This window comes from Pseudomonas sp. S06B 330 (genome assembly GCF_002845275.2).
Lineage (GTDB): Bacteria > Pseudomonadota > Gammaproteobacteria > Pseudomonadales > Pseudomonadaceae > Aquipseudomonas.
Map to the genome: position 1 here is coordinate 1,147,837 of NZ_CP088149.1, position 15,419 is coordinate 1,163,255.

Here is a 15,419-nt window from a genome sequence, read left to right on the forward strand (position 1 = left end):
CGATCATGGCTGCTAAAGACGTAAAATTCGGCGACTCCGCCCGTAAAAAAATGCTCGTTGGTGTCAACGTTCTGGCTGACGCAGTAAAAGCGACCCTGGGCCCGAAAGGCCGTAACGTTGTTCTGGCCAAGAGCTTCGGCGCTCCGACCATCACCAAAGACGGTGTGTCGGTTGCCAAAGAAATCGAACTCAAAGACGCTTTCGAAAACATGGGCGCCCAGCTGCTCAAAGATGTTGCCTCCAAGGCCAACGACGAAGCGGGTGACGGTACCACTACTGCAACCGTTCTGGCTCAAGCCATCGTTAGCGAAGGCCTGAAAGCCGTTGCTGCCGGCATGAACCCGATGGACCTCAAGCGCGGTATCGACAAGGCCACCATCGCCATCGTCAAAGAGCTGAAGTCCCTGTCCAAGCCATGCGCCGACTCCAAGGCCATCGCTCAGGTAGGTACCATCTCTGCCAACTCCGACAACTCCATCGGTGACATCATCGCCGAAGCCATGGAAAAAGTCGGTAAAGAAGGCGTGATCACCGTTGAAGAAGGCTCGGGCCTGGAAAACGAACTGTCGGTCGTAGAAGGCATGCAGTTCGACCGCGGCTACCTGTCCCCTTACTTCGTCAACAAGCCAGACACCATGGTCGCCGAGCTGGATGGCCCGCTGCTGCTGCTGGTTGACAAGAAAATCTCCAACATCCGTGAACTGCTGCCCGTTCTGGAAGCCGTTGCCAAGGCCGGCCGTCCGCTGCTGATCGTCGCTGAAGACGTTGAAGGCGAAGCGCTGGCGACCCTGGTTGTCAACAACATGCGCGGCATCGTCAAGGTTGCAGCGGTCAAGGCACCAGGCTTCGGCGACCGCCGCAAGGCCATGCTGCAGGACATCGCTGTTCTGACCGGCGGTACCGTGATCTCCGAAGAAATCGGCCTGAGCCTGGAGTCCGCTACCCTGGAGCACCTGGGTAACGCCAAGCGTGTCACCTTGTCCAAAGAAAACACCACCATCATTGATGGCGCTGGTCAGGAAGCCGACATCGAAGCACGCGTCAAGCAGATCCGTGCCCAGATCGAAGAGACTTCTTCGGACTACGACCGTGAAAAACTGCAAGAGCGTCTGGCCAAGCTGGCTGGCGGTGTTGCCGTGATCAAGGTCGGTGCAGGCACCGAAGTTGAAATGAAAGAGAAGAAAGCCCGCGTTGAAGACGCCCTGCACGCTACCCGTGCAGCCGTTGAAGAAGGCGTGGTACCTGGCGGTGGTGTTGCCCTGGTGCGCTCGCTGCAGGCTATCTCCGAGCTCAAAGGCGACAACGAAGACCAGAACGTTGGTATCCAACTGCTGCGTCGCGCTGTTGAAGCGCCTCTGCGTCAGATCGTTGCCAACGCTGGCGACGAGCCAAGCGTCGTGGTCGACAAGGTCAAGCAGGGTTCGGGTAACTTCGGTTACAACGCTGCTACCGGCGAGTACGGCGACATGATCGAAATGGGTATCCTCGATCCAGCCAAAGTAACGCGTTCGGCACTGCAAGCTGCAGCTTCGATCGGTGGTCTGATGATCACTACCGAAGCCATGGTTGCTGATGCACCTGTTGAAGCTTCTGCTGGCGGCGGTATGCCAGACATGGGCGGCATGGGTGGTATGGGCGGCATGGGCGGCATGATGTAAGCCAGCCTTACCCGCTTGAGAAAAAGCCCCGCTTAGTGCGGGGCTTTTTTTTGGTTCACGGAATCTCGGGAAGATGTTTTTGGTGCTGGTGCTGGTGCTGGGTGTTTAGAACGTGAACTTATCCGGTCGATGTGGCGACGCTACTGGCCCCTTCCGCCTTTACGGCGGGTCCCTTTTGTCTTGGCAAAAGGAACCAAAACCGCCCGCTCCATTCATACGGCCCTACGCTACGCTTCGGGTCCCCTCGCTCCGGTGCCTTCCGGGGGATCGCGGCCTACGACTTGCTTCGCAAAGTCTCCGTCTCGCGACTTCGGCTACGCCGAAGGGTGCTGCGCACCTACCCCCTCCAGACACCTCCACTCGGCCTCCTGAAGTCGCGAAGTTACGGACGGCGCCTAGGCTGGCGTTATCTTCGAGCGCACGTTTTGCAGTGGATAGCCGAACCCCATTGCAGGTACTTGCTGACCAATTGTGATCTTGATCTTCATACGCGTAAATTCAGGCGCCGCAATCTGCGACTTCAGGAGGCTGAGTGGAGGTACCTGTAGGGGCAGTGCGCAGCACCTTCGGCGTAGCCGAAGACGCGAGACGTAGACTTGGCGAAGCAAGTCGTAGGCCGCGTGGCCCCGGAAGGTGCCGGAGCGAGGGGACCCGAAGCGTAGCGTAGGGCCGTATGCAGGAGCCAGCGGTTTTGCTGGGTCTGCCCCCAGGTAGCGGACGCCAAGAAGCTGGTTATCCAGCCCTCTGCCTCAAGCCTTTGGCATATTCGTTCGGAGAACGGTAGCCCAGCGCAGAGTGCAGTCGGCTGCTGTTGTAAAACCCATGGATGTAACTGGCGATTGATAACTGCGCCTGTTTTTTCGTGGGGTAGATCCCGCAAGCCTCCTCTCTTTTCAGCGTAGCGAAAAAGCTCTCGGCCACCGCGTTGTCCCAACAGTTTCCCCTTCGGCTCATGCTCTGTGTGAAGTCCTTCTTGGCCAGTGTCAGGCGAAACTTACTGCTCGCGTACTGACGGCCCTGATCGGAGTGAAATACCGCTCCGTTGGCGCCAGAGCAGGCGCTCCAGGCGTTCAGAAACGCGCGTTCGACCAAGTCGTCAGGCATTCGATCAGACAAGCTGTAACCCAGTATCTGGCGGGTTTGGATACTCAACACTATGGCCAGATACAACCAACCTTCCTTGGTTGGGAGATAGGTGATATCACTGACCCAGGTTGGCGTGAGGTTATCGATGGAAAACTGACGCGCCAGCACATTACTTGCAACCGGCAAGTAATGGTGGCTGTCCGTGGTGCAGGGCCTGAAACTGCCTTTGGACTTGCCCCGTATCTGCTCCTCCTGCATCAACCGCCTAACCCGTTTGTGGCCCACCGCGTGCAATTTCTGGCGCAAGGCTGCCACTAGCCGTGGCCGGCCGTAGGTGTTTCGACTGGCCGCATAGGCCTTACGCAACTCAATGCGAATTTGAGCGTCAGGGTCAGGGCGAGACTGACGGTGCGTGTAATCGTAGAAACCTGAAACCGAGACATCCATCACCCGACACAACACACGTACGGGGTATTGAGTCCGTTCAGTAGCGACGAAGGCGTATCTCACCTGGACTCTTTGGCAAAGAATACCGCCGCCTTTTTTAGGATTTCACGCTCCATTTTTAGCTCGGCAATCTCGGCCCGCAGGCGAGCGAGTTCACTGTCTTCCTTGGTGATGGGCTTGCGTTCAGGTGAACTCAACGGCTGGCCTCTGCGCGTGGCATCAACCCAGTTATCCAGCGTTTTCACGGACATCTCTAGCTGGCGGGCAGCTTCGGTTCTGCCAACGCTTTCAGCTAATGCGACGGCTTGAGCCTTGAACTCATCGGTATAGTTACGGCGAGTGCTTGGGTACATGGCAACCTCCAAGAGAGCGATTTAAGTATCGCTTCTTGGCGTCCGCTACCTGGGGACAGTTCCAGCCGCCGTAAGGGCGGAAGGGGCCGGCAGCATCGCCGCATTGAATGGATAAGCCCCCAAGCCCAAGCCCAAGCCCAAGCCCAAGCCCAAGAGCATCTTCCCCGATAACCCGTGAAGAATCTTTTTTTTGGGTTCACGTAACGTCGAGGGGAGGATGTTTTTGGGGTGCTTAGGACTCAACGCTGTAGTTGGCGTTGGTCGGTAATCGGTTGCGAAGCGTTCATCCGCACAGGCTTGCGGTACAGCACCCAGTAGTAACAGCCCAGGCTGATCAGCCAGCAGAACACCGCCGTCCACACGTTATGCGAAAAGAAGTGCGCCCCTTGCAGCATGCGCCCGATCGAAAACACGGTGCCCAAGCCAAAGGCGAACAGCAGCGTAGCGCGGGCCAGGCGCGGGCGGCGGTCACGCAGGGCGAAGAACAGGGCAAACAGGGTAAAGCCCGTGGCCGCATGACCACCCGGCCAGCAACGACCTGGCTTGTCGGTAGCCGGACGTGGGCTAAGCAGCTCGCTGTAGGTTTCCTTGCCGCCAAACTCTTTCAGACTCCAGGGGCACTGCACTGCAGTCACTGCTTTGACTGGGGTAACGAAACTGGTCGACAACGCCATGGCCAAGACCAGGTAGCCCAGCTCTCGACGCCAGCCTTTCAAGCGTTGCCAGAAAAAACTGGTGATGAAGGCGGCAATGGCCCCCAGCCCCAGAACAATCACCGCCTGTTTGGCACGGTCATGCAGGATGTCTTCAAGAAAGTAGCTATGCCGACCAATGAACTGGCCGGTCACCGGGTCGAAGGCCAGCTTGGCCAGGTCCATGTCCATGGCAGTCAATTCCAGCATCACAAGCGTGAGCGCCGTGAGTGCGGGGATGCCAAGGGCAATCCACAGGTTGAGCGGGCGAGAGGGGGCAGGTCGCGGCATGGTAGGTCCAGGCAGGTCGAAGGGACAGTTCCAACCGGCAATTCTCGGATAGTCGCTATAACCTGTCCGTGAAGCCTGAGTGAAAAAAGCGTTAGTCTGCAATAAAGTCGCGCCGACCTAGCCGAGCGAGAACGATGGCCGTAAGCTGCGCCTGCCAAGCAGGCAAACGCCCCGGACGGGAGAACCCCCATGCGAATTTTATTGGTTGAAGACAACCGCGATATCCTCGCCAATCTGGCCGATTACCTAGGCCTTAAAGGCTATACGGTCGATTGCGCCCAGGATGGCCTGTCGGGTCTGCATCTGGCAGCCACTGAGCACTATGACTTGATCGTGCTCGACATCATGCTCCCGGGTATCGATGGCTATACCCTGTGCAAACGCCTGCGCGAAGATGCCCGGCGTGACACACCGGTAATCATGCTTACCGCCCGCGATCAGCTTGACGACCGCTTGCAAGGCTTTCGCTCGGGCGCCGATGACTACCTGCTCAAACCATTCGCGTTGTCGGAACTGGCCGCGCGTATCGAGGCGGTGCTGCGTCGGGCTCAAGGCGGTGGCCGGCGTACGCTGCAGGTCAGCGACCTGATCTATGATCTGGACACGTTGGAAGTGACCCGTGAAGGCAAGTTGCTCAAGCTCAACCCGGTTGGCTTGAAGTTACTGGCCGTGCTGATGCAGAAAAGCCCTCACGTACTGCGCCGCGAAGTACTGGAAGAGGCGCTGTGGGGTGACGATTGTCCAGACAGCGACAGCCTGCGTAGCCATGTTCACCAATTGCGTCAGGTGATCGACAAACCGTTCGAAAAATCGTTGTTGCATACCGTTCACGGCGTGGGTTATCGCTTGGCCGAGGGCCGTGATGGAGTTTAAGCAAAGCCTTGCCCAGCGGATCATCATCGCTTTCGCCTTGATGAGTGCATTGGTGGCGGGTGCATTCGCCTTCGGTATTGTTGCCACGGTGCACCTGGTTGAAGAACGCTTGATCTCGGCGGTCCTTGGCGGTGACTTGCAGCGCCTGCTGCGCATGGACAGCGTCAGTGACTGGAGTCACCGCCCACGCCCCGATCAGCTGTTCTACTACAGTGGCGGGCGCGACGATTTCGAATTGCCCAAGGACCTGCGTCACCTGAGTGCAGGCTTTCATGAAGTGTTTCGCGAGCAATTGTCCTATCACGCCATGGTTGAAGTGGTGGATGGACGGCGTTACGTATTGCTCCAGGATCAGAGCGATTTCGAAGAGCGCGAGCGTGTACTGTTTGCGGTCGTGGTGGTGGGCTTTGTGCTCAGTCTGGCGCTGGCCGTGTTCCTTGGCTGGGTATTGGCCCGTCGGGTGATGGCGCCAGTGATCCGCCTGGCACGCCAGGTCCGTCATCGCGACCAGCTGTTGGGCCTGGCGCCTCCTCTGGCACCTGATTACGCGGCCGATGAAGTCGGGCAGCTGGCAGTGGCCTTCGATGACACCCTGGGACGCCTGCGTGATGCCCTGACCCGCGAACGGCTGTTCACCAGCGATGTCAGCCATGAATTGCGCACGCCGTTGATGGTGTTGGCCAGTTCGTGCGAGTTGCTGTTGGTCAACCCCAATATCGACACTCGCGCACGCTCTCAGGTTGAACGCATCGCCCGCGCTACTGAAGAAATGCAGGAATTGGTGAAAACCTTCCTCATGCTCGCCCGGGCTCAGCGCGATGAAGGGGCGGTGGCTTCGCAGGCGAGTCTGAAGGAGGTGGCGGATGACCTGATTGGCGTCTGGCGCGACACCATCGAACAGAAAGGTCTGACCCTGTTGTACGACGCCTCTGCAGGACTGCCGACGCTCTACAACGCTACTTTCCTGCAAGCGGTGATGGGAAACCTGCTACGCAATGCCGCGCACTACACCGACTATGGCTTTATCCGCCTGACCCTGGAGCCTACAGGGTTCCTGGTCGAAGACAGTGGCGTGGGGATTCCCGAAGAGCAGCGTGAAGCCATGTTCCGCCCGTTCGTGCGTGGTGATGAGCGGCGTGGAGAAGGCCTTGGCCTTGGCCTGTCGCTGGTGCAGCGAATTTGTGATGACCAGAACTGGACGGTGAGTCTGACGGCGATGGAGCCCCATGGCTGCCGCTTTCACGTGGACCTGAGCCGGGGGCCGGAGCGTTCGCTTGAAGGGCAATAGCGAAATGTTCTGTAACTTTTATTTGTTCAGCTCACGAATTTTTCACATGCGCATAACCTGACGCCTACGCTTATCTACTTAAGGTGGGGGCATTGGAGTCAGGAGATGCAGCATGCGTAGCCCCATCAAACTCGAGTTTTCCGAAAAGTACGATCAGCAACATGCTCAGGAGTACTTTCTCAAGCATCAGGACGGCCTGGCTCGGCGCCTGTCGCACCAACGTGATGAGCAAATGGCCCGCCGTGCGCTGGCCTTGGCCGGAGAACCGGGTCTGGTCCTCGATCTGCCGTGTGGCGCCGGTCGCTTCTGGCCAATGCTGGCGGAAAAACCCAACCGTGTGATCATTGGTGCAGATAACTCCGAGGCTATGCTGGAAACCGCTACCAAATCGCAGCCGGCGCATATCGTCGAGCGGGTACGGACCTTGCAAACCTCAGCATTCGCAATCGACCTGCCAGACAACGCGGTCGACAGCATCTTCTGCATGCGCCTGATGCACCATATTGGCGACGCCGCTCACCGCAAAACAATTCTCTCGGAGTTTCAACGCGTTACCCGTGACAGCGTGATCTTGTCGTTGTGGGTCGATGGCAACTTCAAAGCCTGGCGTCGGCAAAAACTGGAAAAACGTCGTTACGCCGAGACCGGCAAACCCAGCTATCAGAATCGTTTCGTGTTACCGGTTGCCACGGTTGAGCAGGAATTTCAGGACGCCGGTTTCCGCATTCAGGAACGATTAGACTTTTTGCCGTTCTATGCCATGTGGCGAGTATACGTATTACGCAAGGGGTAATAGGCATGGCGGTAGAGCGTTCAGCAACAACGGCAGCAGGCCAGTTCGACCATTTCTGGCAGCAGCAGGGTGAGTGGGTGGAAGAGCCCAACCAGCGCCGGGGTGGTGAAAGTGGTGTGCAACGGCTGAACGATGAAAGTGGCCAGATGCTCTATGCCAAGCGCCAGATCGGTCATATCTACCGCAGTTTGATGCACCCGTTCGGTCGTCCGACGGTGTTGCGTGAATACGATGCGATCAACAGCTTCGAGCAACTGGGTGTGCGGGTGCCGCATATCGTCTACTGCGGAGTCGAGCGTGACGCCGATCATCAGTGGCGTGCCTTGTTGGTCAGTAAAGCCTTGGACGGCTTCGAAGATTGCGACAGCTGGTACGCCAACGGTGCGCGTGAGCGTTACAGCGAGGCCTTGCATGAGCGTATGCTCCAGGACCTGGCGCAGAACCTTGCGCGTATGCACCGAGGCCATTGGCAGCACGGCTGCCTCTATGGCAAACATGTGTTTATCAAGGTCATTGGCGAAGGTGCTGAGGCTCGCGCCGAAGTGGCGTTGCTGGATCTGGAAAAATGTCGGCGGCGCATCAGTTGCCAGCGCGCTGCAGCCAATGACTTAAAGCAACTGCGCCGCCATTCGTCATTCAATGACGCAGAATGGCGAAAGCTGCTCTATTTTTATCAGAGAGCGTTTGGCAGCGCTGTCAAAGGTTTAGAGTGATGAAACTAGAATTAGCTCGAGGTTTGTTTCTCTTGCTGGCCTTGGCGGTCGCTACGGCGGCGGCAGCGGCCTGGGAAGAGCCACGTCCGCAAGTGGTCAGCAAGGTCGACCCTGCGGCCCAGTGCCCGCCACCACGTTTGATGAAAAGTGAGGTTAGCGCCCAGCCCGATCCGGACCTGTTGTTGTTTTTGTTTGGTATGAGTCAGAGTCTGCGTTCGCAATAATGCCTTGAGTGTCAGCCCTATCAGAGGCCTCGTCAGTGACGAGGCCTTTTGCCGTTCAGGCAGCTTGCGTCTGTGTCTGCGCCACGTCCGCGCGGGCTAGCAGGGTATAAACACACGGCAGGACGAACAGGGTAAACAGCGTGCCCACCGACATACCCGTGGCGATGACTATGCCGATGTCAAAGCGACTCACTGCGCCAGCGCCACCGGCCAGAATCAGTGGCACCATGCCAAAGACCATCGCCGCTGTGGTCATCAGCACAGGGCGCAAACGGATCGCTGCGGCTTCCTCGACGGCTTCGCGGGCGCTCAGCCCCTTCTGCAGACGTAACTGGTTGGCGAATTCGACCACCAGAATGCCATGCTTGCTGATCAGGCCAATCAGCGTTACCAGGCCGACCTGGGTGTAGATGTTCATGCTTGAAATGCCCAGGAACAACGGGATCAGCGCCCCGCAAATGGACAGTGGTACGGTTACCAGGATGACCAGCGGATCGCGGAAACTTTCGAACTGCGCCGCCAGCACCAGAAAAATGATCGCCAGCGCCAGGCCGAAGGTTACCCACAGTGCACTACCTTCCTGAACGAATTGCCGTGCCGCACCGGCATAGTCAAAGGCATAACCTTCAGGCGCCTCCTCTTGGGCAATACTGCGCACTGTCTCCAAGGCCTCGCCCATACTTACAGTAGGAAAGCCCTGGAAGATCACCGAGTTCAGTTGCTGGAATTGATTGAGCTGGCGTGGCCGTGCGCGGTCGCTGAGGGTAATCAGCGTCGACAGTGGCAGCATCTGCCCTTGCTGGTTCTTCACGTAGTAATTGCTCAACCAGTCGGGGTTGTCTCGATACGGTCGTTCAACCTGGGCGATCACTTTGTAGCTGCGGCCATCGATGGTGAAACGGTTGATTTCAGCTTCACCCAGTAGGGTCGCCAAGGTGCCGCCCAAGGCGTCCATAGACACGCCCATCTGCGCGGCCTTTGCCCGGTCGATGTCGACGACGACCTCGGGCTTATCAAAGGCCAGGTCAATGTCGAGAAAGGCGAACTTACCTGAGTCCAGCGCACGTTGCTTGACTCGGTCAGCCACCTCCAGCAGGGATTCGTAGTCGTTGGCGGTATTAATCACGAACTGGAACGGCAGGCCTTCACCCGTGCCTGGCAATGAGGGCAGGTTGAAGCCGAAAATCTGCAGACCGGCGATACCCTCGAGCTTGCTTTGCACCAGCGGCAGCAGCTCCATTTGCGTGCGTTCACGCTCGTTCCACGGTTTGAGCAGGAAACCGCCGATACCCGACTGCACACCGTTGAAGCCGTTGATCTGAAACGACGAGTAGTACTCGGGGAACGCCTTGAAGATATCGATGAACTCGTCGGTGTAGGTGCTCAAATAATCGAGGTTGGTCGGCTGCGGCGCGTTGGCAATCATAAAAATCACGCCTTGATCTTCATCCGGGGCCAACTCGTTCTTGGCGAACAGCAAAAACACCGGTATCAGGCACAGCACGATGACCGCGAACACCAATACCACCGGGCGGGTGTTGAGGGTGGCATGCAAAAGGTTCTGGTAACGCACCTTTAGGCGTTCAAACAGTTGATCGAGACGATGGGCCATGCCGCTGGGGTTCTGTTCGTGGCGCAGGAGCAGGGCACACATCATCGGCGACAGGGTCAGGGCGACGATCCCGGAAATGATCACCGCACCGGCCAGGGTCAACGCGAACTCCTTGAACAGGGCCCCCGTCAGGCCCTCCAGAAAGCCGATAGGGGCATACACCGCCGCCAGAGTGATGGTCATCGAGACGACCGGCATCGCGATCTCCCTGGCGCCTTCCAGTGCGGCCTCGAAGGGGGTCTTGCCTTCTTCGATGTGACGATGGATGTTCTCCACCACGACGATAGCATCGTCTACCACCAAACCGATGGCCAGTACCATCGCCAGCAATGTCAGCAGGTTGAGCGAGTAGCCCATCAGTTGCATGAAAAACAGCACGCCGATCATCGACAAGGGAATGGTGATTACCGGGATCAGCACCGATCGCAGGGCGCCGAGGAACAGGAACACCACGACGATGACGATCAGTACCGCTTCGACCAGGGTCTTGACCACCTCGTCGATAGACGCTTGGATGAACAGCGTGGCGTCGTAGGCGATGGAAGCCTTGAGGTTGGCTGGCAACTGGTTTTCCAGCTCGGGCATCAGCTTGCGCACCTCTTTGATCACATCCAGAGGGTTGGCCCCGGGCGTGGCCTTGATACCGATGTACACCGAGGGGATGCCAGCAAAGGAGCTCACCGTGTCGTAGTTCTCTGCGCCCATCTCAACCCGTGCAACGTCTCCGAGCAGCACTCGGCTGTCGCCGCTGGTCTTGAGAGGGATATTGGCAAACGCCTCGGCAGTTTTCAGCTCGGTGGCGGCATTGATACTGGTGACGATGTATTCACCTTTGACTTCGCCGGCCGCGGAGAGAAAGTTGTAACGGCGGACGGCGTCGGTCACATCATTGGCGCTCAGGCCGTAGCCGGCGAGCTTCACCGGATCGATCCACAGGCGCATGGCAAACAGCTGGTTGCCGAGGATTTCTGCCTCAGCCATACCCGGTAGCGTGGCCAGCTTGGGCTGAATCACCCGCGACAGGTAGTCGGTGATCTGTGGGTTACTGAGCTGGCTACTGTAAAAACTGATGTACATCAGCGCCGAGGCGTCGGCGGCTTCCTTGCTCAGCACTGGGTCTTCAGCGTCCTGAGGCAGTTTGTTTTTAACTTCGTTAGCCTTGGCCAACAGCTCGGTGAACAGTCGGTCGCTGTCAGCGCCAATTCGCGCATAGATCGAAATCACCGAAAAATTCTGCCGGCTCACTGAGGTCATGTAGTCAATGCCTTCGGCGCTGGCGAGGCTTTGTTGCATGGGCTGGGTGATGTAGCCCTGGATGGTTTCGGCGTTAGCCCCGGGGTAGGCGGTGGTGACCGTGATCAGGGCGTTTTCCATCTGCGGGTATTGGCGGATGGGGAGTTTGTTCCAGGCCTGAAAGCCGAGCAGTACGATCAACAGGCTGATCACACTGGCCAGTACCGGACGGCGGATAAACGGATCGGTAAAAGCCATGACGGTTGCCTCGATCAGTTAGCGCGACGGGTGGTTTGGCGACCCTTGCAAGGTCTTGTCCGGGCTGATGGTGATCGCCGCACCTTGGGTCAGCTTCAATTGGCCGGCGGTGACGACCTGTTCACCGGCTTCTAGGCCTTTGCGGATGACTACCAGGCCATCGCGGCGCTCGCCTGTTTCGACGAAGCGCCGTTCGGCCACCAGCTCAGGCTGGCCCTCGGCGTTTTTCTGTGGCTGGCCGTCTTCGTTCTTTTTCACCGTCGCCACGTAGACCGAGTTACCGTACAGGGTGTAGGTCACCGCGCTTTCCGGCACCACCACCTGCGGCTGCGGGTCGGGGAGCAACACTTGCAGGTTGCTGAACATCCCGGGCAACAGCTTGCCCTCAGGGTTGGCCAGGGTGGCCCGTACCTGCACATTGCGTGTGCTGTCTTCGACCTTGGGGTTGATCGCGCTGATGCTGCCGGGGAAGGTCTGCTGTGGATAGGCGGCGACACTGACCAGCACCCTTTGGCCCAGGCTCAACTTAGGGATCGACTGTTCGGCGACGAAGAAGTCGACGTAGAGGCTGCTCAGGTCCTGCAGGGTGGCGATTACTGTACCGCTGGCCAGGTAGTCGCCGACATCCACCTGGCGAATGCCGATGGTGCCGCTGAACGGTGCGCTGATGCTTTTTTTCGCCAGGGAGGCTTTGAGCTGATCAACTACCGCCCTGCTGCGCTTGTATTGGGCAGTGAGGCGGTCGTATTCGCCGCGGGAAATGGCCTGGCTGCCAACCAGCTGGCTGCCGCGATTGAAGTCCACCTGGGCGAGGCCAAGGTCAGCCTGAGCCGTGCCGAGTAGGGCGGTTTCGACATCGCTGTCGAGCTCTAGTAATGGTTGGCCTTTTTTGACTTTTTGTCCCGACTCGAACTGTACGGTCTTGACCGTGCCGGCGATTTCCAGGCTCAGATCGACGCCTTGTAGGGCGGTGAGGCTGCCAACGGCGGGTAGACGGCTTTGCCATGCGCGTTTGTTCGACTCGGTCGCCGCCACGCTGATCGGTGGCTTGGGGGCCGAGAACATTTGGATCTGCTGGTAAATGGAGAACGCTTTGTAGCCCCCCAGAATCAGCACAAGCAACAGAACAACACCCAACATGATGAGCATGCGGCGGCGCAGCATAGTCCAGTTCCTTGGATACGATTTATTGTTCGTTTGGCACGACTGCGGGCGATCCTGTCCACGTGCGATGTAGCCGAATATTACTCGTTTGACCGGGGACGGGAAGCGGTGTTCCTGGGTTATTTTCGGTTCATCACGGATTATCGGGGGAAGATGGTCTTGGTCTTGGTCTTGGAGGCTTATCCATTCGATGTGGCGACGCTGCCGGCCCCTTCCGCCCTTACGGCGGCCTACTTTTTTCTTGGAAAAAGTAGGCAAAACCGCTTGCTCCTGCATACGGCCCTACGCTGCGCTTCGGGTACCCTCGCTCCGGCACCTTCCGGGGCCACGCGGCCTACGACTTGCTTCGCCAAGTCTACGTCTCGCGTCTTCGGCTATCGCCGAAGGTGCTGCGCACTGCCCCTACAGGTACCTCCACTCGGCCTCCTGAAGTCGCAGTCTGCGGCGCCTGAACTTGCGCGTATGAAGATCAAGAACACTGCTTTTGTGGGCGTGCCCGTAACGCTGTAGCCGCTGCCGAGGCACGAGGCTACAACGGGCCAGTCAAGGCAGTTGCTGCGGTATTTTCAGATCAAGTGCAGATGGTTATCCCACAAGCCAGAAGGCAGCTGCATAGGCTGACCGATCAGGTCAGCCTTGCGGCAGTCGTAGAGACGGCAACGGCCCTGTCCTGAAGTAACGACAAAGCCATCAGCCACAGCGCCGACACCAGCACAGTCCGGCATCGGCGCATCCAGACGCACTTGCGCGGTATCCAGGTCCCAGATGAACAGACGATTGGCCCGAGGCGCCGTAAGGGCGACCAGGCGCAGTTCACTGTGGATCGCGACGCTGGCGGTGTAGTTGGCCATCGACTGCAACTGCTGCTCAGGCACCGGGAAGGCCTGGAAAGCCTGCCCTGGACGTTTGATCGCCAATAACTCAGCGGTATCGTCACCCGATCCCATGAATTGCTGACCGGCAACAATGGTGCCGTCGCTGGCGATTGCCAGGTGGCGTACGCTGTTCATCTGTTGGGGCAACTGTTCTTTACTCAGCAGGGTGCCATCGCGCTGCATCAGCACCAGGCTCGGCTGCATGGCATCGAGGTTCATTTCTACCCGGCTCTCAGCTTCGGTGCGAATGCCACCGTTGGCCACCACCAGGGTTTCACCGTCAGGCATCCATGACACTTGATGCGGGCCAATGCCATGGGTGGAAATTTCACCGCGATGGCTTAGCCGCTCACCCTCGAAGCGGTAGACACCGAGCACGCCACGGCCGGGGTCGGTGGTGTCGTTCTCGGTGGCATACAGCCATTCGCCGCTCTTGTGGATCACCGCATGTCCGTAGAAATGCCGGTTCGGCTGCGAGGTGACGGTCTGCAGTAGACGACCATCGCGCAGGTCGATCAGGTAGCTCTCGGTGCCCGGACGGCGAGCCACGAACAGGGCGATCGGTTGGTCAGGATGATTGATGATGTCATGACAACGCTGGGCCACTTCAGTGGCGAACACCTGGGTGCCGTCCAGGCGGTAGCCGACGGCATAGTGCTTGCCATCGCCATCATCCCGCGCAGAGAGCAGCAGCGGGCTGCTGTCCTTGCCGCGGAACAGGGTCCAACTGCCCAGGGTCAGGGCGCTGAGCAGAACACTACCGAGTTTCAGAGCCTGGCGTCGCAACATGATCAGTCACCGTCGTTGGCGTTGAAGCCCAGCTGAATGCCCAGCGCCTTGGCCAGCTCGCCTTCGTGCAGGCGGTGGACGACGTTGAGGCTGTCGTAGATGGCATTGAGCTGCTCGCGGCCAGCTTCGTCGTCAAGCAGTTCGCCCAGCGGCTTCTGGTTGGCACTCAGCAGTTTCAGGGCATTGGCATAGGCGGCATCAATCTTGTCAGCCAGGGCTTTCTGATCCTTGCCCAGCAGACCGCGCAGGCCCTGGTTATCAACACCTACCCAAACGGTTTGGGCGGCAGTCAGGCTCGCTTCCAGGCTCTTGAGCGAGGAATGGCTACGCCAGGCTTCGGCCTGCAGCGGTTGGGCGATACCCTTGCTCTGGCGGCCCATCGGTGCGCCGAGCTTTTTCTTCAGGGTGTCCAGGGCGGTGACCTGGGCCCGCAGCAGATCAGCGATGGCCTCGTGGGAGTCGGCATAGCGCTGGTTGGGGAACTTGGTCATCTGCGCCAGCATGCCGTCGGTGTTGTTCCAGCCTTTGAGGATCTCTTCGGCCAGAGCCTTCTGGTGTTCGCCGATGGCAACCAAAAGCGGGCAATAACGGGCTTTCTGCTCGGCGTTGGCAGCATCTGGCTTGCTGTCGAAGAGAATGTATTCGTAGGCCGACAGGCCGCGCACTACGACGCTGGATTTGCCCAGGGTCTGCGCATCTATTGGTTTGTCGCCGTTGACCAGTTGCTCGACCTGACGACCGACCAGGTTCTTCTTGTCAGGCCAGAACTGTACCTGCCAGGCACGGTTGCCCTCGGCCAGCGGGCCGATCAGCAGCGGTTGCAGTTCAGCCCAGGCTTTTTGAGCATGGAGAAAGTCGGCGCGGGCGGTGGCCAGGTCAGCCTTGCCTTCGCAAAACGCCAGGGCACTCACCGCCAGTTGGCGGTCGGCTTCGACCCAGCGGCTGTAGGTCGGCAGGATCACCTGTTTGGCGATTGCCGCGGAGGTCACCGCTTGCGGATCCTGCGGCGAGCAGGCGCCCAAGGCAAGGGCGGCGAGGCTGGTGAACAACAGTTTCGGACGGAACATGCC

13 protein-coding genes are annotated in these 15,419 nt (G+C 58.7%); 6 read left to right on the plus strand and 7 right to left on the minus strand.

Annotated elements, in window-relative coordinates; genetic code table 11:
* Positions 1-5: 5 nt before the first annotated feature.
* Positions 6-1,658, plus strand: a complete 1,653-nt coding sequence (gene groL, locus CX511_RS05425; RefSeq protein WP_045183489.1) for a chaperonin GroEL — start codon at positions 6-8, stop codon at positions 1,656-1,658.
* A 732-nt stretch (positions 1,659-2,390) separates the two neighbouring features.
* Here the strand turns inward: groL and CX511_RS05430 are convergent.
* The 3 genes from CX511_RS05430 to CX511_RS05440 form a co-directional block, all read right to left on the minus strand.
* Positions 2,391-3,254 carry an IS3 family transposase gene (locus CX511_RS05430; protein ID WP_220639111.1) on the minus strand — a complete coding sequence of 288 codons (864 nt, stop codon included), beginning with the start codon at positions 3,252-3,254 and terminating at the stop codon, positions 2,391-2,393.
* A complete protein-coding gene (locus tag CX511_RS05435; RefSeq protein WP_220639103.1) occupies positions 3,251-3,544 on the minus strand; it encodes a transposase in 294 nt (97 codons plus the stop codon). The genes CX511_RS05430 and CX511_RS05435 overlap by 4 nt, the downstream gene beginning before the upstream one ends.
* Before the next feature lie 239 nt (positions 3,545-3,783).
* Complete coding sequence (locus CX511_RS05440; protein WP_045189924.1) at positions 3,784-4,527, minus strand: phosphatase PAP2 family protein; 744 nt, start codon at positions 4,525-4,527, stop codon at positions 3,784-3,786.
* A 189-nt stretch (positions 4,528-4,716) separates the two neighbouring features.
* On the opposite strand from CX511_RS05440, the gene colR reads away from it, so the two are divergent.
* From colR to CX511_RS05465, 5 genes are all read left to right on the plus strand, one after another.
* The gene (gene colR / locus CX511_RS05445; RefSeq protein ID WP_045189926.1) at positions 4,717-5,400 is read left to right on the plus strand and encodes a two-component system response regulator ColR; all 684 of its coding nucleotides are present in this window, start codon (positions 4,717-4,719) and stop codon (positions 5,398-5,400) included.
* Positions 5,390-6,688 carry a sensor histidine kinase gene (locus CX511_RS05450; protein WP_045189927.1) on the plus strand — a complete coding sequence of 433 codons (1,299 nt, stop codon included), beginning with the start codon at positions 5,390-5,392 and terminating at the stop codon, positions 6,686-6,688. Before colR ends, CX511_RS05450 begins: the two co-directional genes overlap by 11 nt.
* Before the next feature lie 112 nt (positions 6,689-6,800).
* Positions 6,801-7,481 carry a class I SAM-dependent methyltransferase gene (locus CX511_RS05455; RefSeq protein ID WP_045189929.1) on the plus strand — a complete coding sequence of 227 codons (681 nt, stop codon included), beginning with the start codon at positions 6,801-6,803 and terminating at the stop codon, positions 7,479-7,481.
* A gap of 5 nt (positions 7,482-7,486) precedes the next feature.
* Entirely contained in the window at positions 7,487-8,194 is a 708-nt protein-coding gene (locus CX511_RS05460) for a lipopolysaccharide kinase InaA family protein (RefSeq protein ID WP_045189931.1), read from the plus strand.
* A complete protein-coding gene (locus CX511_RS05465) occupies positions 8,194-8,418 on the plus strand; it encodes a hypothetical protein (protein ID WP_045189932.1) in 225 nt (74 codons plus the stop codon). The genes CX511_RS05460 and CX511_RS05465 overlap by 1 nt, the downstream gene beginning before the upstream one ends.
* Before the next feature lie 55 nt (positions 8,419-8,473).
* Here CX511_RS05465 and CX511_RS05470 read toward each other — a convergent pair whose 3' ends face one another.
* The 4 genes from CX511_RS05470 to CX511_RS05485 form a co-directional block, all read right to left on the minus strand.
* Positions 8,474-11,521 carry a multidrug efflux RND transporter permease subunit gene (locus CX511_RS05470; protein ID WP_045189934.1) on the minus strand — a complete coding sequence of 1,016 codons (3,048 nt, stop codon included), beginning with the start codon at positions 11,519-11,521 and terminating at the stop codon, positions 8,474-8,476.
* Positions 11,522-11,539: 18 nt separating this feature from the next.
* Positions 11,540-12,685 carry an efflux RND transporter periplasmic adaptor subunit gene (locus CX511_RS05475; protein ID WP_045189935.1) on the minus strand — a complete coding sequence of 382 codons (1,146 nt, stop codon included), beginning with the start codon at positions 12,683-12,685 and terminating at the stop codon, positions 11,540-11,542.
* A gap of 566 nt (positions 12,686-13,251) precedes the next feature.
* Positions 13,252-14,349, minus strand: a complete 1,098-nt coding sequence (locus CX511_RS05480) for a DUF1513 domain-containing protein (protein WP_045189937.1) — start codon at positions 14,347-14,349, stop codon at positions 13,252-13,254.
* Positions 14,350-14,351: 2 nt separating this feature from the next.
* Positions 14,352-15,416, minus strand: coding sequence for an imelysin family protein (locus CX511_RS05485; protein WP_045189939.1), 1,065 nt, complete (start codon positions 15,414-15,416; stop codon positions 14,352-14,354).
* Between the last annotated feature and the right edge of the window lie 3 nt (positions 15,417-15,419).